This is a genomic window from Streptomyces sp. NPDC050738 (genome assembly GCF_040654175.1).
GTDB lineage: Bacteria > Actinomycetota > Actinomycetes > Streptomycetales > Streptomycetaceae > Streptomyces.
The window spans coordinates 32,666-55,277 of the sequence record NZ_JBFAHN010000007.1 but is presented as its reverse complement, the minus strand read 5'-3'; the positions used below and the strand labels follow the sequence as shown (position 1 = coordinate 55,277).

Here is a 22,612-nt window from a genome sequence, read left to right as displayed (position 1 = left end):
ACCCGCTCCCGACCTCAAGGAACCGAGACATCTCATGAGCCTCACGTACACAGCGGGTTCGCTGGTCGCCGCCCGCGGCCGCGAATGGGTGGTGCTGCCCGAGAGCGTCTCCGACATGCTGGTGCTGCGCCCGCTCGGCGGGAGCGAGGATGACATCGCGGCCGTCTTCCCCGCGTTCGAAGACGTACGTCCCGCCGAGTTCGCGGCGCCCAGCCCGGCCGACCTGGGCGACCAGCGCGCCGCGGGGCTGCTGCGCACAGCGCTGCGCATCGGGTTCCGTTCGGGTGCGGGACCGTTTCGCTCCTTGGCGTCGATCGCCGTGGAGCCCCGCGCCTACCAACTGGTCCCGCTCCTCATGGCGTTGCGGCAGCGCACCGTACGGCTGCTGGTCTCGGACGATGTCGGTATCGGCAAGACGATCGAGGCGGGTCTGATCGCCAAGGAGCTCCTCGCGCAGGGCGAGGCGACACGGCTGGCCGTGCTGTGCTCCCCGGCCCTTGCCGAGCAGTGGCAGGGCGAGCTGCGGGAGAAGTTCGGCATCGACGCCGAACTGGTCCTGGCCTCCACGGTGTCGCGCCTGGAGCGCAGTCTGGAACTGGGCCAGTCCCTGTTCGATAAGTACCCGTTCACGATCATCTCGACGGACTTCATCAAGTCGACCCGCCACCGCGAGGACTTCCTATTGCACTGCCCCGAGCTGGTGATCGTCGACGAGGCGCACACCTGCGTAGCCGCCGACGACGCCACGCAGAGCGCCGCCTCCTCGAACCAGCTCCGTTACCAGCTGCTGCGCAAGGTCTCCGCCGACCCTGACCGCCATCTGCTGCTACTGACCGCGACCCCGCACTCCGGCAAGGAGTCCGCGTTCCGCAACCTGCTCGGCCTAGTGCGATCCGACCTGGCAGCCGTGGACCTGGACTCCCCGGCCGGGCGGGCCAGGCTCGCCGAGCACTTCGTGGCCCGTAAGCGCGCCGACGTACGCGAATACCTCACCAAGGAAGACGGCCTCGCCGACGACTCGCTGGTCGAGCGGACCGCCTTCCCGTCCGACCGCTGGACGAAGGACGAGCCGTACCGCCTCTCTCCCGACTACCGGGCCCTCCTCGACGACGCCATCGCCTACGCCGCAGACCGCATCGAGACGGCCGGTGCGCAGGGCAAGCGCGAGGCCCGCATCGCCTGGTGGTCGGTGATCGCACTGCTGCGTTCGATGGTCTCCTCACCTGCGGCAGCCGCGCAGACCCTCAAGACGCGCTCCGAGTCCGCCGCTGCCCGTACCGCGCACGAGGCGGACATCCTCGGCGCTTCGGTGACCCGTGACTCCGTGGACAACGACCGACTTGAGGGCATGGACGTCGTCCCCGGCGCCGCCGAGTCGGAGGAAGCGGGGGCCCGACTGCTTGAACTCGCCGAACGCGCAGGGAAGTTGGCCGGTCCAGCCACGGACGCGAAGCTGAAGGCGCTGACGCGTCACCTCAAGAACTTGATCGCCGAGGGCTACCACCCGATCGTGTTCTGCCGCTACATCCCCACCGCCGAATACCTCGCCGAGCAACTCGAAGGCAAGCTTGGCAAGAAGACGAAGATCGCCGCCGTGACCGGCACGCTTTCTCCGCAGCAACGCCTGGCACGTATTGAGGAGTTGGCCACCGCGGCTGCTGCAGAGGACGGCGACCCGGCCGTCCGCCGCGTCCTGATCGCCACCGACTGCCTCTCCGAAGGCGTCAACCTCCAGCACCACTTCGACGCCGTCGTCCACTACGACCTGGCCTGGAACCCGACCCGTCACGACCAGCGCGAGGGCCGCGTCGACCGCTACGGACAGAAGCGCGACCAGGTCCGCGTCATCACCATGTTCGGCGAGGACAACGGCATCGACGGCAAGGTCCTTGAGGTGCTGTTCAAGAAGCACCGGCAGATCAAGAAGGATCTGGGCATCTCCGTCTCCGTCCCCGACGAGACCGCCTCCGGCGTGACCGACGCCGTCGTCGAATGGCTGCTGGTGCACGGCCGACAGGGCAGCCAGGAAGGCTTGTTCGAGCTCGACGCCCATCAGGAGTCCCTCGACCGCATCGAGCGCGAGTGGAGCTCGGCCGCCGAACGGGAGAAGACCTCCCGCTCCAAGTACGCCCAGCGCGCCATCCACCCGGAGGAGGTGGCGCGTGAGGTCGCCGCCGTACGAGCAGCGCTCGGCGGCGCCGATGAGGTCCGCGACTTCGCCCTGGAGGCACTGCGCGACCTGGACGCCCTGGTACGCGACCCGCGCGACGGCACCGGCGACTTCACCGCCCAAGTCGGCGGCACCCCGGCAGGCCTGCGAGACGCGCTCGCCGCAACGCTAGGCGGCCGGCTCGTTGAGGAGGACCGCAAGATCCCGTTCCACAGCTCCCCCGCTATCGCCCGCGGCGAGGTCGCCCTGGTCCGCACCGACCCGGCGATCGGCGCCCTCGCCTCGTACGTCCTGGACTCGGCACTCGACGCGAGTGCGCTGGGTCCCCGCCCGGCCCGCCGCTGCGGTGTGGTGACCACCGACGCGGTCACCACCCGCACCACGCTCCTCCTGGTCCGCTACCGATTCCACCTCACCCTGCCGTCCCGCACCGGCGAACGGCAGCTGGTCGCAGAGGACGCCCGCCTGCTCGCATTCGAGGGCATGCCGTCGCGCGCACGCTGGCTGGACGAAGAAGCGGCCGCCGCTCTCCTCTCTGCCCACGCCTCCGCCAACACGCACGAACAGCTGGCCCGCAACCAGATCACCCGCACCCTGGACGGCCTGCCGGACCTCTCCGCACACCTCACGGAATACGGCACAAGCCTGGCCGCCGAACTCGACGCCTCGCACCGCCGGGTCCGTAAGGCCAACGAGGAGATCGTCCGCGGCCTGAAGGTCGTCGCACAGGAGCCCGCCGACGTACTCGGCGTGTACGTCTACCTGCCGCAGCAGCCCGCCACCGCAGCGTCCGCCTCTACTGTGTCCGGAGCCGAAGCCTGATGTCCGCCGCCACCCGCACCGCACTGGCCTTCACCGCCATCACCACGGTCGGCGGGCTGCTCCCCGTCGACATGCTGCTGCGCATCGCCGACGCACGGAACCTGCCGGGCACCAAGTCCACCGACTACGGCCTGCCCGCCTCGGTGCCCGTCCGCGACGAGGCCGAGCGTGCCTGGGAGTACCTCAAGCCGCTCTGGCGCGACCTGCGCGCGGCCCTGCCCGCCGACCCCATCACCGGCGCACCCGCCGCCGACCCGACGGGCCGGGCCGGCACGGACTGGCTCGCCCAGCTCTTCCGCAAGCTGGACTTCGGCGCGCTCACCGAGGTCGGCCCGGCGGGCATCACCGACCACTCCGACCCAGACAAGCACTTCCCGGTCTCCCACCGCCACGGAGCCGCCCTGGTTCACCTCCTGCCCTGGAATCAGGAGTTGGACAAGCGCCCGGCCCCCGGCCAGGTCCCTCCACAGTCCATGCTCCAGGACTGCCTCAACCGCACAGAGGCCCACCTGTGGGCGGTCCTCACCAACGGCCGCCACGTGCGCCTGCTGCGCGACTCGTCGTCCTTCGCGACGGCCGCGTACGTCGAGTTCGACCTGGAAGCCATCTTCGACGGCGAACTGTTCAGCGAGTTCGTCCTGCTGTACGCCGTCCTGCACGCGTCCCGCTTCACGGTGCCGGAGGGGACGGCGGCTTCGGGGTGCTGGCTGGAGAAGTGGCGCGCAGAAGCCGTCACCTCCGGCGCCCGGGCCCTGGACCAGCTGCGCCTCGGGGTACAGAACGCCCTGACCGCCCTCGGCACGGGATTTCTGCGCCACCCGGAAAACGTCCGCCTCCGCGAGAACACCGACCCGAAGGCGCTCCAAGCGGCATTGCTCCGGCTCGTCTATCGCCTGCTGTTCCTGTTCGTCGCCGAGGACCGCGAGGCCCTGCTCGACCCGAAGGCCGACGAGCAAAAGCATGAGGCGTACGAGAAGTACTTCTCAACGGCGCGCCTGCGGGCCCGCGCCCGCCGCCGTCAAGGCACCGCGCACGGCGACCAGTACGAAGCGCTGCGCATCATCCTCACTGCCCTGGGCACCGAAGGCGGCCGCCCCGAACTCGCCCTGCCCGGCCTCGGCGGTCTGTTCTCCCGAACGGACGCCGACTCGCCGCTGGACGGCCTGAAGCTGTCCAACGAGTCACTGCTGACCGCCGTACGCCACCTCGCTCAGGTCCGCGACCCAGGTGCCCGGCGCTGGCGCACCATTGACTACCGCCACCTGGACGCCGAAGAGCTGGGCTCGGTCTACGAGTCCCTCCTCGAACTGGAGCCGAAGCACTCGGCCACGGACCGTTCCTTCGAGCTGATCGAGGTAGCCGGCAACAGCCGTAAGACGACGGGGAGTTACTACACCCCGTCCTCGCTCATCGAGTGCCTCCTCGACACCACTCTCGACCCGGTGATCGACGACGCGGTGAAGCGCGGCGAGCAGCGTGCCACCAAGGCCGGCCACCCCGACCCGGCCGACGACATCGTCGCCGAACTGCTCTCACTGACGGTCTGCGACCCCGCCTGCGGCTCCGGCCACTTCCTCGTCGCCTCGGCCCGCCGTATCGCCAAGCGCGTCGCGTCAGTGCGCGAGCGCAATCCGGAGCCGACGGTCGATGCGGTACGCCACGCCCTGCACGAGGTCGTCGCCCGCTGCATCTACGGCGTCGACCTCAACCCGATGGCGGTGGAACTGGCGAAGGTCTCGCTTTGGTTGGAGGCCCTGGAGCCAGGCAAGCCGCTCGGCTTCCTGGACGCGCACGTCAAGCATGGCAACGCATTGCTCGGTGCCACGCCGTCGCTTCTGGCGAGTGGCGTGCCGGAGGACGCCTTCGACGCGATCGAGGGAGACGACAAGAAGTACGCAGCCGCGCTGAAGAAGCGCAACAAGGCTCAGCGGAGCGGCCAAGGCTCCCTGTTCGGCGAGGCCGACGTCCTCGTCCCCTCCAACCGACGCCACGCCGCGCATCTCGAACGCATCACCAACGCCCCGGCCGACTTCCTAGGCCAGGTCCGCGCCCAAGAGAACGCCTACCGCACGTACGTCGAATCATCCGCTTACACCCGCGACCGCGAGGCCGCCGACGCCTGGTGCGCCGCGTTCGTGTGGCCGAAATACACTGGCGCCCCGGACGCACCGACCCACGATGTCGTACGGGGCCTACTCGGCGGCGACACGTCGGCGGCAAGCGACGCGACGCTGGCGGAGGTGCTGGCACTGAGCGAGCAATACCACTTCTTCCACTGGCACTTGGAGTTCCCAGAGGTGTTCGCGGTCCCGGAGACGGGGGCCGGGCCCGATGCGGCGACGGGGTGGGTTGGCGGGTTCGACGCGGTGCTGGGCAATCCGCCATGGGACAGTGTGAACTTCCCCGAGACAGAGTTCTTCTCTGTCCGCGCGCCAGAGATCGCGGCGACCAATAACACGGCTGCCCGCAAGAAGAAGATCCAAGCGCTCAACGACTCACCCGAGACCGTTCAGCTGTACACGGAGTATGAGGCTGCCAAGCGTCGTGTCTACGGCGAGAGCCACTTCCTGCGCATCTCCGGCCGCTATCCCCTAACCGGCCAGGGAAATCTCAACCTGTACGCATTGTTCGCGGAGGACGACCGCATTCTCACGGCCGGTCGTGGCCGGACTGGCGTGATCGTCCCCACTGGCATCGCAACGGATGCGCGTACGCAGTACTTCTTCAAGGATTTGGTGTCAGCGGGATCGCTCACGGCGCTGTTCGACTTCGAGAACCGCAACGGGCTGTTCCCGGCAGTCGACTCGCGCATGAAGTTCTGCGTACTGTCCCTCGCTGGCCGCTCGCTGCGCGAACCAGCCGCCCGCTTCGCCTTCTTCGTCCACGACCCGGCCGAACTGGAAACCCCTGACAAGGTCTTCACCCTCACCCCCGAAGAGATCACACTCGTTAACCCCAACACGGGCACGTGTCCAGTCTTCCGCTCCCGCCGAGACGCGGAGATCACACTCGGAATCTACCGCCGCGTTCCAGTGCTCCTCAAAGAGTCCGACAAGGCGAACGGCAACCCATGGGGCGTCTCGTTCCTGCGCATGTTTGACATGTCCCACGACTCCCACCTCTTCCGCCCCTTCACGGCCAACGGCGAGACGCTGGAGTCGATGCTCGCGGACGGCTGGCACCTTGACGGGAACGTCCTCGTGCGTGGCGGCGAGCGACTCCTGCCGACGTATGAAGCAAAGATGCTCGACTACTTCAACCACCGCGCCGCCGACGTGGTCAAGAGCGAGACTGCCGTCAAGCGGCAGAACCAGCCTGCTTACTTGACATCCAGGGAGTTGGACACGCCCACCCGTCAAGCCACTCCGTCGACTTGGGTTTCTGAACACGACATCCCGACGGACAGGGTTGACAAGCACGGCAAAACGATCAGCGTGGACGGAGTAGCCTCGCGCCTTGCTGCCAAGGCATGGGATCGAGAGTGGCTTCTCGGCTGGCGTGACATCACGAGCGCGACGAACGAACGCACTGCAATCGTCGGGTTTTTCCCAAAGGCTGCGGTGGCCAACAGTCTCCCCGTATCGACATTCGCGGGCGCCGGTCACTCGACCGTCGCGGCGCTGGGAGCCTGTGTTTCGTCCTTTGTCTTTGACTTCACTACCCGTTTCAAGGTGGGCGGCACGCACCTCAACTTCTTCATCACCTACCAGCTCCCAACGCTCACTCCGGCTCAGCTCGCGCTTCACCTCCCCCTCATCACTCCCCGAATTCTCGAACTCACCTACACAGCCCACGACATGACCTCCTTCGCCCGTGACCTCGGCGATACCGGCGCACCCTTCCGCTGGGACGAGGCCCGCCGCACAGCAATCCGCGCCGAGCTCGACGCCCTTTTCTTCCACCTCTACGGCATCACACGCGATGACGTGTCGTACATCCTCGACACGTTCCCGATCGTGAAGCGCAAGGACGAGGCGGCGTACGGCGCGTATCGCACCAAGGACCTGATCCTCGCCGAGTACGACCGCATGGCCACCGCCGGCCTGACCTTGGAAACCCCGCTCACCGAGGGCGAGTCCAGCACCGCGACCTACCGCTCCAGCCTCACCCCGCCCCCGGGCCAGGGCCCCCGCCATACTGCCTGATCACATCGGCAGGAACCTGAATCCAACCAACGCCCTGTCCCCGCCACCATCGCGCCGGGACAGGAGCCGCTCCTCTCTGCACGTGCGTACAACGACTCACCCCGCACCGGAGACCCACCCATGTATCTCGACCAGCTACGCCTGCAAGGATTCCGCACGGCCGCGGACACCACTGTCTCCTTCCAGCCCGACGTCACGGTCATCGTCGGCGAGAACAACGCGGGAAAGTCCAACGTGATGGACGCCATCCGCCTGCTGACGCTTCCCCTCGACGGCAAGGGAAGCGGCATCTATCCGGACCGCGACGATGTTCACCGCGATGGCTGCCCAGACGGCGGGCATACCGAGGGATGCCGCAGGACCATCGAGTTGTCCGCCCGGTACAGATCGAGCGTCCCCGGCGATCTGGATATGTTCAGCCAGGCCTTCGACCGGGACGGAGAGACCGCGAGCTACCACCTCACGATCACTCCCCCGCCGGAGGGATTCCGCCGTGCCACCCAGTCTTGGCGTGCCGGCGAAGGCGCAACCGCCGATCTCGACCCCGAGCCCAAAGCCCGGGAGGGGATCCGTCATCTGTATCTGCCTCCCCTGCGGGATGCACAGCGTGAGCTGGCCTCCAGTAGCGGTGGCCGTATCCAACTCGTCGTCGAGAGGCTACTCAGGGACGACACGGATCGCGAGGAGTTCCTTCGCAAGGTTGGCAAGCAGTTCGAAGCAGTCGGCGAGATCGCTCCGCTGCCCGAAGCCCTTGACGCAGTCGGCAAACGTCTTACCCGGCTCACAGCGGGCGCACTGCCGCAGTCGGTCGACCTCGGGTTCGCCGATGCCTCTGTCAGTTCTCTCGCCCGCAGCCTGCGACTACGCATGGAACAGGCCGGACTCGACCCACGCGACCTGGCCGAATCGGGGCTCGGGTACGCAAACTTGCTGTTCATGGCTACGGTGCTGACCCAGCTCCAGGACGCGGCAGAGGCCGATCTCACCCTCCTCCTGGTCGAGGAGCCAGAAGCGCATCTGCATCCACAGCTCCAATCGATCCTCCTCAACTACCTTGCCGAGGAGGCCCAGAGCAGTGGGCATCAACCCGATTCCAACAGCCCGTGGCGCGGCCGGATCCAGGTAGTCGTCACTACCCACTCGCCCCACGTCGCCACCGCTGTCGCTCCGAAGAACCTCGTCGTCCTGCAGCGCAGAACACGCCATGTTGGCAGCGCCGCCGACAACACCCCAGGCGTGCGCCCGTCGTACCAAACCACAGCAGTCGCGATCGACCGACTGCCGCTGGAAAAGGACGACCACATCAAGCTCCGTAGCTATCTCAACGCAACCCGCAACACGTTCCTCTTCGGGCAGCGCGTCCTCCTCGTCGAAGGCCTGGCGGAGGCCCTGCTTCTACCCCAGTTCGCCCAGATCACACTCGGGCGCGAGCGACTCCAACGCTTCCACGGCACTGCGCTCGTACCGATCGACGGTGTCGACTTCATGCCCTACATGCGTACGCTCCTGGCCGTCGACAGTGTGGGCAAGTGCCGTATCGCCCGGCGTGTAGCAGTCATCACCGATGGCGACGCCGGGACCGGAGCCGAGGAAGCCACCAAGACGCGCCTCGCCGTTCTTGAAGAGATCATCGCGGTGACCGGCTCCAAGGAGCTGGCCCAGGTATTCCGCAATGAATTCACGCTGGAGCCGGAACTCCTGCGCGCGGGCGGTCCCAACCGCGAGATCGTCAGGGATGCCTGGAAGCGGCAGAAGCCCAGCGCGTGGGTCGAGCACTGGGACATGGTAGGGACCGGCTCGCCGGACGAACAGGCCAAGGGACTGGCGCAGTTGATGAGTGGAAGGAGACTCGTCCGCAAGGGCGACCTCGCACAAGACATCCTGAGCGTAATCGCGGAGCGGCCGGCAGAGGTCGCCCCAATGGCGGTACCCCAGTACCTCAAGGACGCCCTTATGTGGGTCACTGAGGAGCCGGGCCATGACACCGTTTGATCTCAGCGCGGCCTCCGACTCCATCACTGTTCTGCGCGCTGAAGCAGTGGCCGCCCAGAGCGAACTGGTGAACCTGGCGACTGTTCCCGGGCGCATCGTTCGGGTGGAGGCATGCCCCGGCTCCGGAAAGACCCGGACCGTTGTAGAGCGTCACCTCACCCTCCCCCTCGGGCCACGCCAGGGCCGAGCCCTGGTCTCCTTCACCAAGGTTGCGGGCCGGGAGATTAGGAAGCGGTGCGCCGAGGAAGGGAGGCCTGAGCTGACCCAATTCCCGCACTTCATAGGCACCTTTGACACGTTCGTCTGGCGGCACCTCCTCCGCCCGTACCTGCTGCCGAAACCCGGCAAGATCTGGCAGCGCCTCGAGGAGTGGAGCGATCACCCCCAGGCTCGCCGGGAAGGTGCTTCCCTGGACGACTTCCGTTTCTCCTACGGACGCGAGGCCGTCCGCACCACGGACCCGCAACCGTTGATCCACCGCCTCCCCCCTCGCTTCAGAAGGGATGAAGAGGGCCGCGACAAGCTGACCACCTGGGCCAAATCTGCAATGCCCCGCCTCTGGCAGGAGGGCTATCTGTCGGGAGATCAGCTACGGGACATGGCACTGCGCCTCCTGACAGACCTCGAACGTCGCACGCGCATCGCCCGGGTGCTGCGCACACGCTTCTGTGAAATCGTCATCGACGAGGCCCAAGACTGCTCCGCCGAAGATTTGGCCATCGTCGGTTTGCTGCAGCAGCTTCACCTACCGCTGCTGCTCGTTGGCGACCCGGATCAGAGCATCTACGGTTTCCGGAACTCCGGCTCCGCGGCCACCCAGCGCGCGAACCCGGCGACGGCGCCGGACCACAGGCTCAGCCACAATTGGCGGAGCACACAGACCATTTGCGACCTGGCGCACACGCTGCGCGCGTCCAACGCCCCCTGCGACACCGCCGTGGGCCCTTTCCACGCCGAGAATGCCCCGATCCTGCTACTCCCCACCACCGGGCGCAAAGACATCGACTGGATGGCCGACTTCGACGCAGAGGCGGAACAACTCGGCGCACCCCCACACGAACGCCTCGTCCTCGCACACGGCAATTTGTCTCTGCCCAAGGGACTCACCGGCACACGTCAGCCTCCCTCCTCCGCTCAACTACCCCGACTCATCTGGGCCACGGCCATCCTGCGCACACCAAGCGCGTCAACAAAGCACCAAGAGCGCGCCCACAAGGTACTGCGCGAACTCGTCCTACGGCATTGGTACGGAGAACCCGACACCCCTGAGACCAACTACCTCGCCAAGCAGGGCCTCAGCCCACTCGAACTACAAGTGGTCGAGCAGTCGCTCCTTCGTGCGCTTCCGCCGTTGGACATGCCTGCCGGAGAGTGGAGTCGAGCGGCCCATGCTGCGCTCACAGAAAGAGCCGCCCTGGTCGGCATCGAACCGCAGACCAAGCGGGCATATCCCTGCAAAGCGCACGACAAGGCCGCTTGGCAACTCGTCGGCTTCGGCGCACCCTCTTCATCTCATCCGACGACTGGACGGGCCAGCACGGTGCACGGAGTGAAAGGTGATCAGGCGGAAGCCATATTGATCGTCATTCCCCCCTCCAAGCCGACGGACAGCCGATCCACGGACCTCATCAGGGCCTGGACAAAAGCTAAAGCTCCCGCAACTCATCAGGAGACCAGCGAAGCCCTTCGGGTTCTATACGTCGCTGCCACCCGAGCGCGCCGCCTGCTCGCGTTCGCACTCGAGGACGACCACCTGGCGACCGTCGAGGCGTTCCTCACCAGACAAGGCATCCCGACCCAATCTTCCATCAGCCTCGCGAACCCCCCGGCCGTCCGTGAGGCGCCCTGGGCTCAAGGAGTCGATTCCACCCCGTGATACACCGAAGCCAGACCAGCAACTCTCCCTAGTTGAATTCCAGTTCAACACCGTGCAGACCCGCTACGGTGGCTGCCTCAGCTACAGCACAGGGGGTTCGATGGAAGCGGAGTTGATGGCACTTGCAGCCACAGGCGCTACGGCATTGGTCCAGCAGATGGCGCTGGACTCCTGGACGCAAGCCCGTGACCGGATAGTCTCGTTCTTCGCGCGTCGCGGTAGCGGCGAGGAAGGCGTGATCGAGGGGGAGTTGGAGACCTCGCGCGGAGAACTGGCGGCAGCCTTGCAGGCCGGTGACGAGCAGACCGCCTTGGATGTCCAGGCGGAGTGGCGTACACGGTTGCGACGCACTCTGCTGACCAATCCCGCCGCAGCCTACGAACTACGGGCAATGATCGACGGCTTGGCACCCCCAGAGGGTGATCAACAGATCGTGAATGTCCGCAACACGATCAGTGGCGGCGCACAGCACGGCCCAGTGATTCAGGCAGGCAACGTGGGCTCGCTGAGCTTCGGGGCGCCTCCCGGTCAGGCCTGAACCTGGCGGCAGTACGGGCCCCGCCGATGCCGGCCACGGTACGCCGTTCTTCGGTAAAGGCATGTCACCGCCTAACTCTCTGCCTGATAGCGGTGGTTGACGTAGCTTGTTATGCATGGGGGCATCGCGTGACGACTCCGAGCAGCAGAACGTCGACAACGACATCAGCGGCAGCATCTCCGGCGCGGCAGGGCAGTTCGGCAACGTGTACGGAGACGTACATCTCCACGGTCCCTCGTCGATGCCGCATCGGCCGAAGGACGAGCCCTCAAAGCAAGGTGAAGGCACTACGGGGGCGAAGCGGAAGAAGAAGGACGGAGCCAAATCCAGGCGCAAGAGGCGTGAGGTGGCTGAGCGAGCCAGGCGGCAGCGGAGAGAGGAGGACAGGAAAGCGATCAAAGGGTGCGGTCTTCTTGTGCTCCTTGTGGGCATGTCTGGCTTCGTCGCGCTCGGCTTCTACACCCGGGAGTGGGCTACTGCCGGAGTCCTCATGGGGGTCGTTGCGATCGTCCTGTTCCTTTGGGGTGCCGGCATGGCCTTGCGCGATGGCTAGAGCTCGCCCAACGCCTCCATTGCGCACCTAAACAGCGTCGGCGTATCTTCTGCCTCATGAGTGAACAGCCGTCCATACGTAACGAGTTGAGCGGCAACGTAGCGGGGCACGTCGTACAGTCCGGTGCCATTCACGGCGACGTTGTGTTCACTTCACCCTCCGCGCCGGTGGACCCGAAAGCGGCGGAGACCCAACGACGTTGGAACGAACGCCAGCGGCGCATCCTCGATGAAGAGGCCGCCGTAGAGGAGGCAGGGCAGCGCAGGTTTGAAGCCTACGTCAGGGTCATTCGCAGGAAGCGACGTTGGAACCTGTGGTTGCTGTTGGTTGAGAGTCTGGCCGTGGCGCTGGGATACCTGCGCGCGTTCCCCTCGGCTGTGGTCGTCGGAACCGTGAGCATTCTGTTTGGGCTGATCTCCCTGTTCGGCTGGGCCTACTGCTCCGTGCTGTTGTGGAAGGCCCGGACGGGGCGGACTATCCTGATTCCCCGGCACCGGTGGATGTGGTGAGCAGGTGGCGGCACTCGTGCGCCGTGGAGTGGACGGCGCAGCGCGTCCGTCGGCCACGCTCAGTCACGGTACGAAGTCTCCGTCTCATCTCATCACTGACCGCCCCTGCAGCCCCTCCAGGTGGCCCGGCAGCCGGGTCCCCTGCCACCCCAGGACCAGGCGCTCGCGGGCTCGCGTGATCATGACGTAGTAGGTCATCCGGAGGGCCGCTGACGTGGGGTCAATGGCTGCGTCGGTCTCGGTGTCGGGGATGACGACGGTGTCGAAGTCCAGGCCCTTGGCGCTGGCGCGGTGGACGAGGACGACGCCAGGGCGGGTGAGGTCGAGGTCGCGATAGCGGCCCGACGAGGCCGCCGAGCTGTACAGCTGAGGCTCACGGGCGAGGCCCGCTCGTTCGAGGCTCCGCATCAGATCGGCCGCTGTGCGAAGGGAGTTGACGATCACGCCGATGCGGTGCTGCGGCTGGCGGGCTGCCATCGTGACGATGTCATCGACGAGATCCTTGTTCCCGCTGTAGTGGCGGATGACGGGCAGGGTGCCGCTGCGTACGGGGATGCCAGGGCGGGTTGCGCCGATGCGGAAGTGTTCGGCGAGGGAGACGATCTCGCGGGTGTTGCGGTGGTTGCCGCCGATCTCGACCCGTCCGGTGGAGCGGCCAAGGGCGTCGGTGATCTCGGTGAGGGTGGAGTTTGTCTCGGTGAGGCGCTGGCACTCGTCGGCGAAGACGGTGACGGAGGCGGCAGCGAGGCGTGCCAGCTGGTAGAAGTCCGGCGGCAGGTCCTGGCCTTCGTCGATTACGAGGTGGGGTGTGGACGCGTCGTCCTCGCCGAGGGTGGCGGCCGCTCGGTGCGTGAGGGCCGTCCAGTCGAACCAGCCGTCCTCGGTACGCGGTACGTCGCGGCCGAAGCGGCGCTGGATCCAGCCATGGACGGTGGCGGCCTCGACGGGCGCGCCAGGGACCGTAAGGCCCTGGAGGGTGTCGCGCAGGAGCTGGCGCAGCAGGTTGGAGCGGGACAGCAGCAGGGTAGGCCGGCCCGTCAAGGCGAGGTGCACGGCGCGGTGTGCGGCGAGCAGGCTCTTGCCGCTGCCGGGCGGGCCGCTGACGACGTGGTTGCCCGTGAGCGGCAGCGCTTCGAGGCAGGCGCGCTGGGCGGGGGTGAGGTCGGGGTGGAGTACGGGGGTGTTGGCGATGGTCATGGCGTCATCCCAGGGCGGTGGCGGCCGCGATTTCGCGGCTCGCGGTGAGGACGTCGGTGAAGTAGCCGGGGACGTGGGCGGAGCCGACGACCAGGGCGCGGTCGAGGAGCGTGTTGCCGGTCTGACAGCTCGTCTCGGGCAGCAGTGAACAGGCGTGGCAGGCGGCCCGGTTGAGGTTGCCGAAGCCCTGGCCGGTGTGCTCGGCGCACAGCGGGTCGGCGGAGCACCAGGCAGCCGCTTCCAGCATCCGGATGAGCGTCTCGGCGAAGTGCGGCGCCTCGCCTTGGCGGACCAGGCCGCCGAGGGTGCCTTCCGCATCGCCGGCGGCCGTGTAGATGAGCAGGCCGTGCTGGCCGTATTCGGGGCGGCCGTAGACGCGCTCACGCAGGCTGGCGGTGGTGTATCCGGAGTCAAAGGAGAGCTGGCGGATGAGCAGGTGGGCGAGAGTGTGCAGGAGGAGGAAACGGGGGGAGAGTTCGTCCCCGGCGGTCTCGGCGAGCTGTTCGTCGCGGAACGACGCGTCGAGGTCGGTACGGACTCCGAGGACGTGGGCCTGTACACGGGGGTCGCGTTCCCAGGCGGTCAGGTGCTCCTCCTCGAGGCTGAGGACGATGCCTTCGCCGTACACCTCGGTCGCGGGCAGCCAGCGCAGGCGTCCGCTGGTGTCGGAGGAGACGAAGGTGCTGTTCGGGGAGTGTCGGCGAAATCCAGTCAGCGCCCGCACCTCGCGGAGGCGATCGACGAGGACGACGCCGCCGATGTGCGCGTCAAGAGCGGCCCAGGGCTCTTCCGTTTCACCGTCGAGGCCGAGGCCTCCCTTTCGGACCGCGAATTCCTTTGTTGGCTCTGGGAGTTGAGTAACGTTGAACGCGTTCCACTCGTCGCGGCTCAGGTCCAACTTGCCGGCCTCAGGAAGGGGGGTGGCTAGCGGCGCGAGTGATCCGGATGCCTCGGCAACGAGTTGGTCCATGAGGCTGTCGGGGGCTTCAGTGTCGTCCTTGATCATGTCGCGGAAAGTGTCGGCGCGGGGTGTGCCGAGCGCGGCGAGCAGGATCGACCAGTAGGCGTGGCTGCGGACGGCCTCCGCCACGTCCTGGTCCACTCGCGGTGGTTCGGCGGACTGCGGGATGTCGAGCGCGGAGTAGACGACCGGGTAGTAGACGTTACCGGCGGTGCGCTGCACGATGTGGGACTGCTGACCGCAGGAGGGGTTCCCGGTCCAGCGCTGCCAGGGGTTACGGCCCGAGCAGCGTCCCCCCTGGGGGCCGAGGATATCGAGCAGATCCCGCTGAGCGCCGCACGGCTTGCCGCCCGCCCCACTTGCTCCGCAGCGCACCGAGAGCGCTTCGAGTCCAGAGGCGCGGTCGGCGACGCGGAAGCTGAGTCGGCGTGCTTTCCAGGCCTGATCCGCCTCGGAGCACGCCTTACGTTCTTCGGGCGCGAGCTTGGAATGGGCCCAGTACCACCAGTCGACGTCGTCAAGGTGCCCGTCCGGGCAGATACGAACGAACCGCATCGGGGCAAGGCGGGGTGCGGCGGCACAGGACGTGCAGACCGGCGGCTCTCCAGGCTTCTCGTCCTCCCGGAGGAAGCGGACCATGCTCCTGCAGGCGCCGCAGAACAGCCAGCCGGGGAATCGCACGTAGGGGACGCCGGGGCTGTCCGACTGGTCGTAACGGTCGTTGAGGGTGTGGGGCGCGGCGAAGAAACCGGTCACGCCGAGCCGGGCGGCGAGCCGGTCCGAGGGGATGGGAGTCTTGCCCCGCTGCGGCCAGGTCTCGATACCGGAGGCGACGAAGGACTCGCCCTGAACGTCGAGTACGGCGCCGACGCCAAACGGCAGCACGGTCTGCGCCTGGCGGACCCGGAGTTTGCGCGTCACTGTCCTGCTCCCGTCACGGTGATCTGGCATTCGCGGTCGACGCTGCGCATGGAGTTGAGGGTCTCCCACAGGCCATATCGCTGCTCGAAGACCTTGAGCAGGTTGTGCTGGCCCTTGCCCTGGCTGCGGTAGTAGAGGTCCTTGCCTTCGGCGGCGGCCGTCTCGGCCTGCCGGTACCAGTCGTCCAGGAGGTAGCCCAGTTCCTTGCGTACATCGGCGCGTACCGCCTCGCAGTCAGTTCCTGCGGCTACACGTTCGGCGGTCGCGGCGCGTTCGGCGAGGGAATCGGCGATCTGCTCGACCTCGTCCTTGCGGCCGGTGATCCGTCCGGCCTGATTCTCGGCGGCCAGGCCGAGCCGGTGGCGTACGAGGATGACGAGCGCGGCGTGCAGGGCGCGGCGGCGCGCGGGCAGGGACCATGGGGTGATGCTGGCGGGTTCGACGTAACGGTAGAGGGCCCGGTGGTAGTCCATGAAGGTCTCGTAGTGGGACCGGTCGCGGGGGCGGGTGGCGTTGAAGTAGGTGACGACTAGTCCGGGCACCCGGTGGCGGCCGACGCGGCTGGTGGCCTGGATGTATTCGGCGGTGGTCTTTGGCTGGCCCTGCATGAGGAGGTAGGCGAGCCGCTTCACATCGACGCCGACGGAGAGCATGTTGGTGCACGGCAGGAAGGACACCGACTGCGGGTCCGTCCGGGGCCTTTCGAGGCGGTCGAGGAGGATGGGCTGTTCGGCGCGCGGCAGGTCGCTGGTCAGTGACTGAACGTCGTTACCGCCAAGCACGCGCACCCCTGCGCCCTCGTCGAGGCCCCGGAGCTGGGCAGGAATGTCGTCTCCGGCCGCGGTGAGGGTACGGCCGAGTTCGCGCAGGCTGTGGTGGTAAGCGACGAGGGTCCAGTAGGCGTCGCGGTGTTCCTCGGGGAGCTGATGGACGCCCTGAAGCATGGCCGCCGTGGTGGCGACGGCGCCGCGGCCAGCGGTGTGGCCCTGCGCCATGACGCCGAGGTAGAGGCGGCCTGGACGGCCGGTGTCGGGTACGGCGAAGAAGCTGTCGCGGGCGTCGAGTCCGGACGGTGGGAAGAGCTGGACGTCCTGGTGGTGCAGGGCACGGACCTGTTCAGCGGAGCGGCGGATGGTGGCCGTAGCGGCGACAATCTTGGGCGGGCGGCCGTCCGGTCCCGTGCACAGTTCGAGGATGGCCGCTTCATAGAGGCCGACGGTGGTGCCCAGCGGCCCGGTGAGCAAGTGCAGCTCGTCCTGGATGATCAGCGACGGGGGCGGGTTGTCGGTGCCGGCGCCGAAGAGGCGGCCGGAGCGCGGTTCCCAGGCGAGGCGGGCGAACTTGTCGACGGTGCCCAGGACGATGGTGGGCGGGTCCTGGTAGAGGTGCTGATCGACGACGGAGACCGGCAGAACATCATGAAAAAAGCAGTCGTCACGGGGGCAGAAGAAGGCGAACTCGTCCGTATCCGCACGGACTCCGTAGTCGGAGCGGACGCTGGACCGGTTGGATGGCAGGATGCGCGTGCCGCACCAGGGGCAGCGGTCGAGGATGAAGACGTCCTCGGGATGGGTGGCTTCGCGCTGCTGGTCGAAGGCGTCCTTCGCCTTCTGGTAGCTGTTGGGGGTGGTAGCCTCCCCGACCCACAGTCCGACGGTGATCGGTTCGCTGCCGAGCCCGAGTGCGGGCTCGCTGCGGCGCAGGTGTTCCAAGGCGCAGATCGTGGTGGCAGCGCGCTGGAACTGCTGGGTGGTAAGCAGGCTGAGAGTGTAGCGGCTGAGGACTGCTGTTCCGCCGCCTTCCCCGCGGATCCGGCGCAGGGCGATTGTGAAGGCGGCCAGGAGCAGATACGCCTCAGTCTTGCCGCCTCCGGTGGGGAACCAGATCAGATCTGTGCTCTCGCGGTCGCGGTGGCCAGGGTCGGCTACGCCGTCGAGGGCGAGGAGGAAGAAGGCGAGCTGGAAGGGACGCCAGGTGGCCGCGGGGTCGACGGGCGGGTCGACAGCAACGGGGGCCGAGCGGTGGCGCCGCTGCCCGGCCTGGTCGGGCGCGGAGTGCCGCATCTGCAACAGCATGGCGCGTTGGGCGATACGGAAGGCGGCGAAAAGTTCGGGGCGGTTCGGGTCGCAGAGGGTGCGTACTCCGGCCTCGATACGGGTGACTGCCTGGCCGATGCGGCCAAGGATCCGTTCGGCGGCCTCCTGCCCCCAGGGCGGCACTTGGACGGATCGCTGACCTGCGTACCAGCCGTGGTAGGACGCAGCGAACTCGGCTAGCTCTTCGCGGAGTTGATCGGCGCTGACGGCCGGGTCAGCCAGGTGGGAGATGGTGAGGGCGGGGGCGTCGAGCGGGCCGCCAGCCCGTACGGCAGGCACCTCGGCGCGCGGCAGGGATTCGCAGGCGAGGAGTGCGACGGCGCCGTCCTGGCCGCGATCCTCGCGGACCGCGCAGCCGTGGCCCACAGCGTGGGTGACGACGTGCCGGTACTGCAAGCGCAGCTCGCGCTCCTCGGGATCACGGCTGGCGAGCCGGACACTGGGGTAAGGCAGCACGGCACCGTCGGTGGGGCGGACGGTGAGTCCGCACTGGAACAGCATGTCGTCCCAACTCGGCGCCTTGCCATCGGCGTTGTCGTGGCGGGCGACGTTGACCAGGGCCACGGTGATGAGCGTGCCGTCGCCGTAGGAGCGGCGGCGGAGACGGATCTCCGCGCGGCCGTCGAGGACGGGCACGGTCTCCCGGTCCGGTCCGATCACGTGCGTCTCAGGTGCGAAAGACGTGCGGTGCCACCGTCGCCCGCGTCCGGGTTCACTCTTCAACGTCTCGTAGCGGGCGGCGGTGCACGTCACCTCGACGCTTACCGCATCGGTGTAGAAGCTGATTCCGAGAGATGCGGGGAGCCAGCTGTTGGTCTCAGGCACCGGGTCAGAGGCCGGGTCCACGTCAGGGGCGTCCCGCTCGACACTGGGCGCCTCGGCGTCGTCGCCTGCGAGGGCAAGTTGCCGCTGGAGGTCCGCCTGCTGCGGGTAGAGCGTCCCCATGAGGTACTGCCGGTCGGGCGGTGCGTCGAGCACCTCGTCGTCGCCGCCGGCGGGGCCGACGAGCTGGCGTGCGAGGTAGTCGACAAGCTCCTGGCGTGGGTCCATTCGCGGGTTCCTTCGGATCAGGCGCGGGCGTTGGGAAGGACAGCAGTAGATTTGGCCTGAAGCACTGTCGAGTCAGAGGCGGGACGGCACCAGCTGGTGACGAGCCAGCTCCTCCCGGAACCGTGTTTTGGCCTTCTTTTCGACCTGCCGGATGCCCTCGCGGGTTATGCCGAAAACGGCCCCGATGTCCGCCAGCGTGTCCGGCTCGTCACCGTCGAGACCGGCGCGCCGGATGAGAACATGCCGATCACGCTCAGACAGATGCCACAGAACATGGCGCATCCGCGCCAGAAACTCCTTGCGGATCAACACGAGGGCAGGACCGGGCAGTCGGCTAGGCCCCATGATCAGGTCGCCAAGAGCGGTGTCGACACCGATGATCCGGTCCAGGGAGTCGGTGGATCGGCTGACCCTTCGCACCTCATCCACTTCGGCGAAGGTGAGCCCGCTAACGAAGGCCACATTGTCGACGGTCCTGGCCCGACCTTCACTCAAGAGCTTTCGCTCGGCCTTGGCGACCTTGCTGACCTTTTCGTGAACGTGCACGGGCAGTCGGATCAGGGCGCCTTCGTCGGCGATGCCGCGGGATATGCGCTGCCTGATCCAAGTTGATGCGTAGGTCGAGAACTTGTAGCCCTGAGTGGCGTCGAACCTGCGGACCGCGCGCAGCAGCCCGACATTTCCGTGCTGAACGAGGTCGTCCATCTCAAGTCCGTGCCCTTGGAAACCCTGTGCAACCTTCCACACAAGCCTCTGATTGTGCAGGACGAGGCAGTCGTGAGCGCGTCGACGCTCGCTACCGCTGGGCAGCGCCACAATCTCCTCAACCGGGACGTCCCGGCTGAGTTGGTCGGTGCCGCCGCGGAGGAGCACGGCGAGACCTACCTCTTCGTCCGCCTTCAGTACCCTGACCGACCCCCGACGCCACCGGTCCTCCTCCAAGACGGCGCGGGCAGCGTGGATGGCGCCAGCCGTGGTTGCGACGCTCGCCACCGACGCGGGTGCGGGCACCATGTGGCGGGCTTCACGCCCTTCTACTGCCAGGGCGGGCGCGTGGGGCATGAGAGGGCGGGTGACCGGAAAGTCGGCGGTCAGCTCACGGGCTTCGGCAGGACTAAGCCGGTGAAGCCGGACGACGCCGTCGTGGGCAAGCTTGGTGACAGAGCCGCCGACATCGGTGTAGCGGGCCAGCATCCGCCGGGCCTGGGCCAAGTACGGAGCCGCCTCGGTGGCGGCACACTGGAGTCCGAGGCTGACCGACCGCTGCCCACCGCGCGGGTTTTCGGCCTCGGCACCTCCGGCGGCGGTCGTGGTACTTGATCTCACAGCCGATGCCCGAGTCAGCCGGCGCAAACTCGACGAGTTCGGCATGGTCGACGACGTGACAGTGCTCTGAGTCTCGGACCTCTCGGAGGTGACAGGACTGTGGTTCAGCTGCCCCTGGCTCGTGGACTTCACGTGAATTCCCAGAGATGCAAGCCCGTTGCGGAGCCTTCGCTGCTGCTCCTCGGTCGTGAGTCCGAGCCGGTCCGCTTCCGACGCAAAGGCCTCATGGTTGACGACTCCCGCACGCGACGCACAGCGCTTCAGCCTCTCAATGACAGACCGCAGCTCCGCCACCTCAATCGCGCGCCGCTCGGCCATCACTTCCCCATCCCAGTACCCCAGCGTCAGTGTCGCCTCAAAGAGCCTGACCAACAACTCCACACACTAGAGAAGTCTGTTTACGCCGTCAACGCACAATGGAGTTGTTTACTGATCCTGGCTCGAGCTACAGGCGCACCCAATCCTCACTAACCCGACATCAGATCCGGCCAGGGGGCGGACCTCGCTTCCTTGTGGCTGTTGACCACCGAAGGGATGCCCGGATCTCATGTCGATTGACAGTGTCAACACGTAAGCTCTTCGGTGTCCGCGTAGGCCTCACCCTCTCCGCGAAGGTCACCCATGCCTCAACCCGACCGCCTTCCTAACTCCCCCGACTTCCGCGTCACGCTGCCCAATGGAGGCGGTGAGGCGCGCGGTCATCTGCTCGTCGAGTTCGGCGGCAACGGCACGCACAAGTTCCTCCTGGAGGAAGGGTCTGAGGTCGCCGCCGAGATGTGGCAGGGGCTCGGCGACTATCAGCGGCGGCTCCGCGCGGAGCTGCGCGAGAGCGGGGCGCTGGTCGACGCGCCCGTGGATCCGCAGCGGCCTGGGGCGCCGGCGCGCTGGATGGCAGCCCACGACATCGTGTGCAATTCCTCTTCGGCCGCCGCCTCGCTGGCGTACGGCTACAACGCATCTGGGCCTGAGACCTGGCGCAGCGCCGAGGGACACCCGCTCGCCGATTACCTGTCCACGGGCTGGCGTCCGCCGCACAAGGGCTGGCTGGTGCGCGGCTCCAACGTCTCGGGGCACAACCTGGTGCGGCAGCTGTGGCTGAAGGAGGGCGTCGTCTCGCTCGTGGGCGGACATCTGCCACCGCTGGAGGAGGCCGATCCGACCAAGAGTTCGCTGCGCCGTTTCGTCGAGGAGGGGTACGAGGGGGCGGCCTCGTACAACCAGAAGCGGGGCCTGGTCGACGAGTTGCATGCCTTTCTGACGCAGATGCGCGTCGGCGATACGGTGGCCACCATCGGCGACGGTCGGCTATACCTCGGGGAGATCACGGGGGGCCCTGTACAGGCCGCGTCGCCGGGTGGGCTGTCCAATCTGCGGCGGACCGTCGCCTGGCAGGCGCAGAGCCACGCGTACGAGGAACTGCCGGAGACAGTGCAGCAGAAGTTGTCCGTGCAGCACGATGTCGTCGACCTCACCGGTGTGCTCGACGCCCTGGACGGACTCACTGGGCGTACCGAAGACACAGTCATGGTGGGGCCCGACGACGCCAGCGAGCTGCCCACCGCGGAACGGCCGACACCACGGGAACTGTCTCTGCCGGAAGTCACCGAGGACCTCGCTGCCGACCTCCTCGTCCACGACCGAGCCTGGCTGGACGAGATGCGTGAACTCCTTCTGGATGAGCGACAGTTGGTTCTCTATGGTCCGCCAGGAACTGGAAAGACATACCTGGCGATGAAGCTGGCCGAGTACCTCGGCGGCGGCCCGGAGCAGGTCAAGATCGTGCAGTTCCACCCCTCGTACGCCTACGAGGACTTCTTCGAGGGCTTCCGTCCGGCTGAGGATCCCGAGACACGGGAGGTGGCGTTCCGGCTGACCGCCGGGCCGCTGCGGGAACTCGCCGACCTCGCCTCCCGCGAGGGCAACCGGCATATCCCGCACTTCCTGATCATCGACGAGATCAACCGCGCCAACCTGGCAAAGGTCTTCGGCGAGCTGTACTTCCTGTTGGAGTACCGCACACGATCCGTCCGCCTCACCTACTCGGGCGACGACTTCGCGCTGCCGCCGAACCTTTTCGTCATCGGCACAATGAACACCGCCGACCGGTCGATCGCGCTGGTGGACGCGGCGATGCGGCGCCGCTTTGCGTTCGTGGAACTGTCCCCGCGTACCGAGCCGACCGCCGGACTGCTGGCGCGCTGGCTGAAGCGCGAGGGCAGGGACCCGGAGCCCGCCCACCTCCTGGACGCCCTCAACGCACGGATCGACGACGCCGACTTCGCCATCGGCCCCTCGTACCTGATGAAGCCCGGCGTGTACCGCGACGGCGGGCTGGAGCGGACCTGGCGCACGAAGATCCTGCCGCTACTCGAAGAGCACCACTACGGCGAGGGCCTCGACGTCGCCGCCCGCTACGGGCTCGACGCGCTGCGCGAACAGCGTCCGTCGGCATGAGC

Annotated in this window: 12 protein-coding genes; 8 read left to right on the top strand and 4 right to left on the bottom strand. The window is 67.3% G+C overall.

Annotated elements, in window-relative coordinates:
* Positions 1-34: 34 nt before the first annotated feature.
* The 7 genes from AB0H78_RS19450 to AB0H78_RS19420 all read left to right on the top strand — a co-directional run bounded on the left by AB0H78_RS19450 (position 35) and on the right by AB0H78_RS19420 (position 12,605).
* Complete coding sequence (locus tag AB0H78_RS19450) at positions 35-2,992, top strand: DEAD/DEAH box helicase (RefSeq protein ID WP_363235702.1); 2,958 nt, start codon at positions 35-37, stop codon at positions 2,990-2,992.
* On the top strand, positions 2,992-7,137 hold the full coding sequence (locus AB0H78_RS19445) for a DNA methyltransferase (RefSeq protein WP_363235701.1): 4,146 nt from the start codon (positions 2,992-2,994) through the stop codon (positions 7,135-7,137). The genes AB0H78_RS19450 and AB0H78_RS19445 overlap by 1 nt, the downstream gene beginning before the upstream one ends.
* A gap of 120 nt (positions 7,138-7,257) precedes the next feature.
* Positions 7,258-9,129: an AAA family ATPase gene (locus AB0H78_RS19440; RefSeq protein WP_363235700.1), complete on the top strand. Its 1,872-nt coding sequence runs from the start codon at positions 7,258-7,260 to the stop codon at positions 9,127-9,129.
* A complete protein-coding gene (locus AB0H78_RS19435) occupies positions 9,116-11,005 on the top strand; it encodes a UvrD-helicase domain-containing protein (RefSeq protein WP_363235699.1) in 1,890 nt (629 codons plus the stop codon). Before AB0H78_RS19440 ends, AB0H78_RS19435 begins: the two co-directional genes overlap by 14 nt.
* Positions 11,006-11,057: 52 nt before the next feature.
* The gene (locus AB0H78_RS19430) at positions 11,058-11,543 is read left to right on the top strand and encodes a hypothetical protein (protein ID WP_363235698.1); all 486 of its coding nucleotides are present in this window, start codon (positions 11,058-11,060) and stop codon (positions 11,541-11,543) included.
* Positions 11,544-11,658: 115 nt separating this feature from the next.
* Entirely contained in the window at positions 11,659-12,096 is a 438-nt protein-coding gene (locus tag AB0H78_RS19425) for a hypothetical protein (RefSeq protein WP_363235697.1), read from the top strand.
* A gap of 56 nt (positions 12,097-12,152) precedes the next feature.
* Complete coding sequence (locus AB0H78_RS19420) at positions 12,153-12,605, top strand: hypothetical protein (protein WP_363235696.1); 453 nt, start codon at positions 12,153-12,155, stop codon at positions 12,603-12,605.
* Positions 12,606-12,689: 84 nt separating this feature from the next.
* Here the strand turns inward: AB0H78_RS19420 and AB0H78_RS19415 are convergent, their stop codons facing one another.
* The 4 genes from AB0H78_RS19415 to AB0H78_RS19400 all read right to left on the bottom strand — a co-directional run bounded on the left by AB0H78_RS19415 (position 12,690) and on the right by AB0H78_RS19400 (position 20,537).
* Positions 12,690-13,802, bottom strand: a complete 1,113-nt coding sequence (locus AB0H78_RS19415; RefSeq protein WP_363235695.1) for a hypothetical protein — start codon at positions 13,800-13,802, stop codon at positions 12,690-12,692.
* A 4-nt stretch (positions 13,803-13,806) separates the two neighbouring features.
* Complete coding sequence (locus AB0H78_RS19410; RefSeq protein WP_363235694.1) at positions 13,807-15,684, bottom strand: DUF1998 domain-containing protein; 1,878 nt, start codon at positions 15,682-15,684, stop codon at positions 13,807-13,809.
* On the bottom strand, positions 15,681-18,830 hold the full coding sequence (locus AB0H78_RS19405) for a helicase-related protein (RefSeq protein ID WP_363235693.1): 3,150 nt from the start codon (positions 18,828-18,830) through the stop codon (positions 15,681-15,683). The genes AB0H78_RS19410 and AB0H78_RS19405 overlap by 4 nt, the downstream gene beginning before the upstream one ends.
* Positions 18,831-18,902: 72 nt before the next feature.
* Positions 18,903-20,537, bottom strand: coding sequence for a sigma-70 family RNA polymerase sigma factor (locus AB0H78_RS19400; RefSeq protein WP_363235692.1), 1,635 nt, complete (start codon positions 20,535-20,537; stop codon positions 18,903-18,905).
* 240 nt (positions 20,538-20,777) lie between these two features.
* Between AB0H78_RS19400 and AB0H78_RS19395 the strand changes: the two genes are divergently transcribed.
* Positions 20,778-22,610 (top strand): AAA family ATPase, encoded by a 1,833-nt coding sequence (locus tag AB0H78_RS19395; RefSeq protein ID WP_363235691.1) that lies wholly within the window; start codon positions 20,778-20,780, stop codon positions 22,608-22,610.
* Positions 22,611-22,612: the final 2 nt, after the last annotated feature.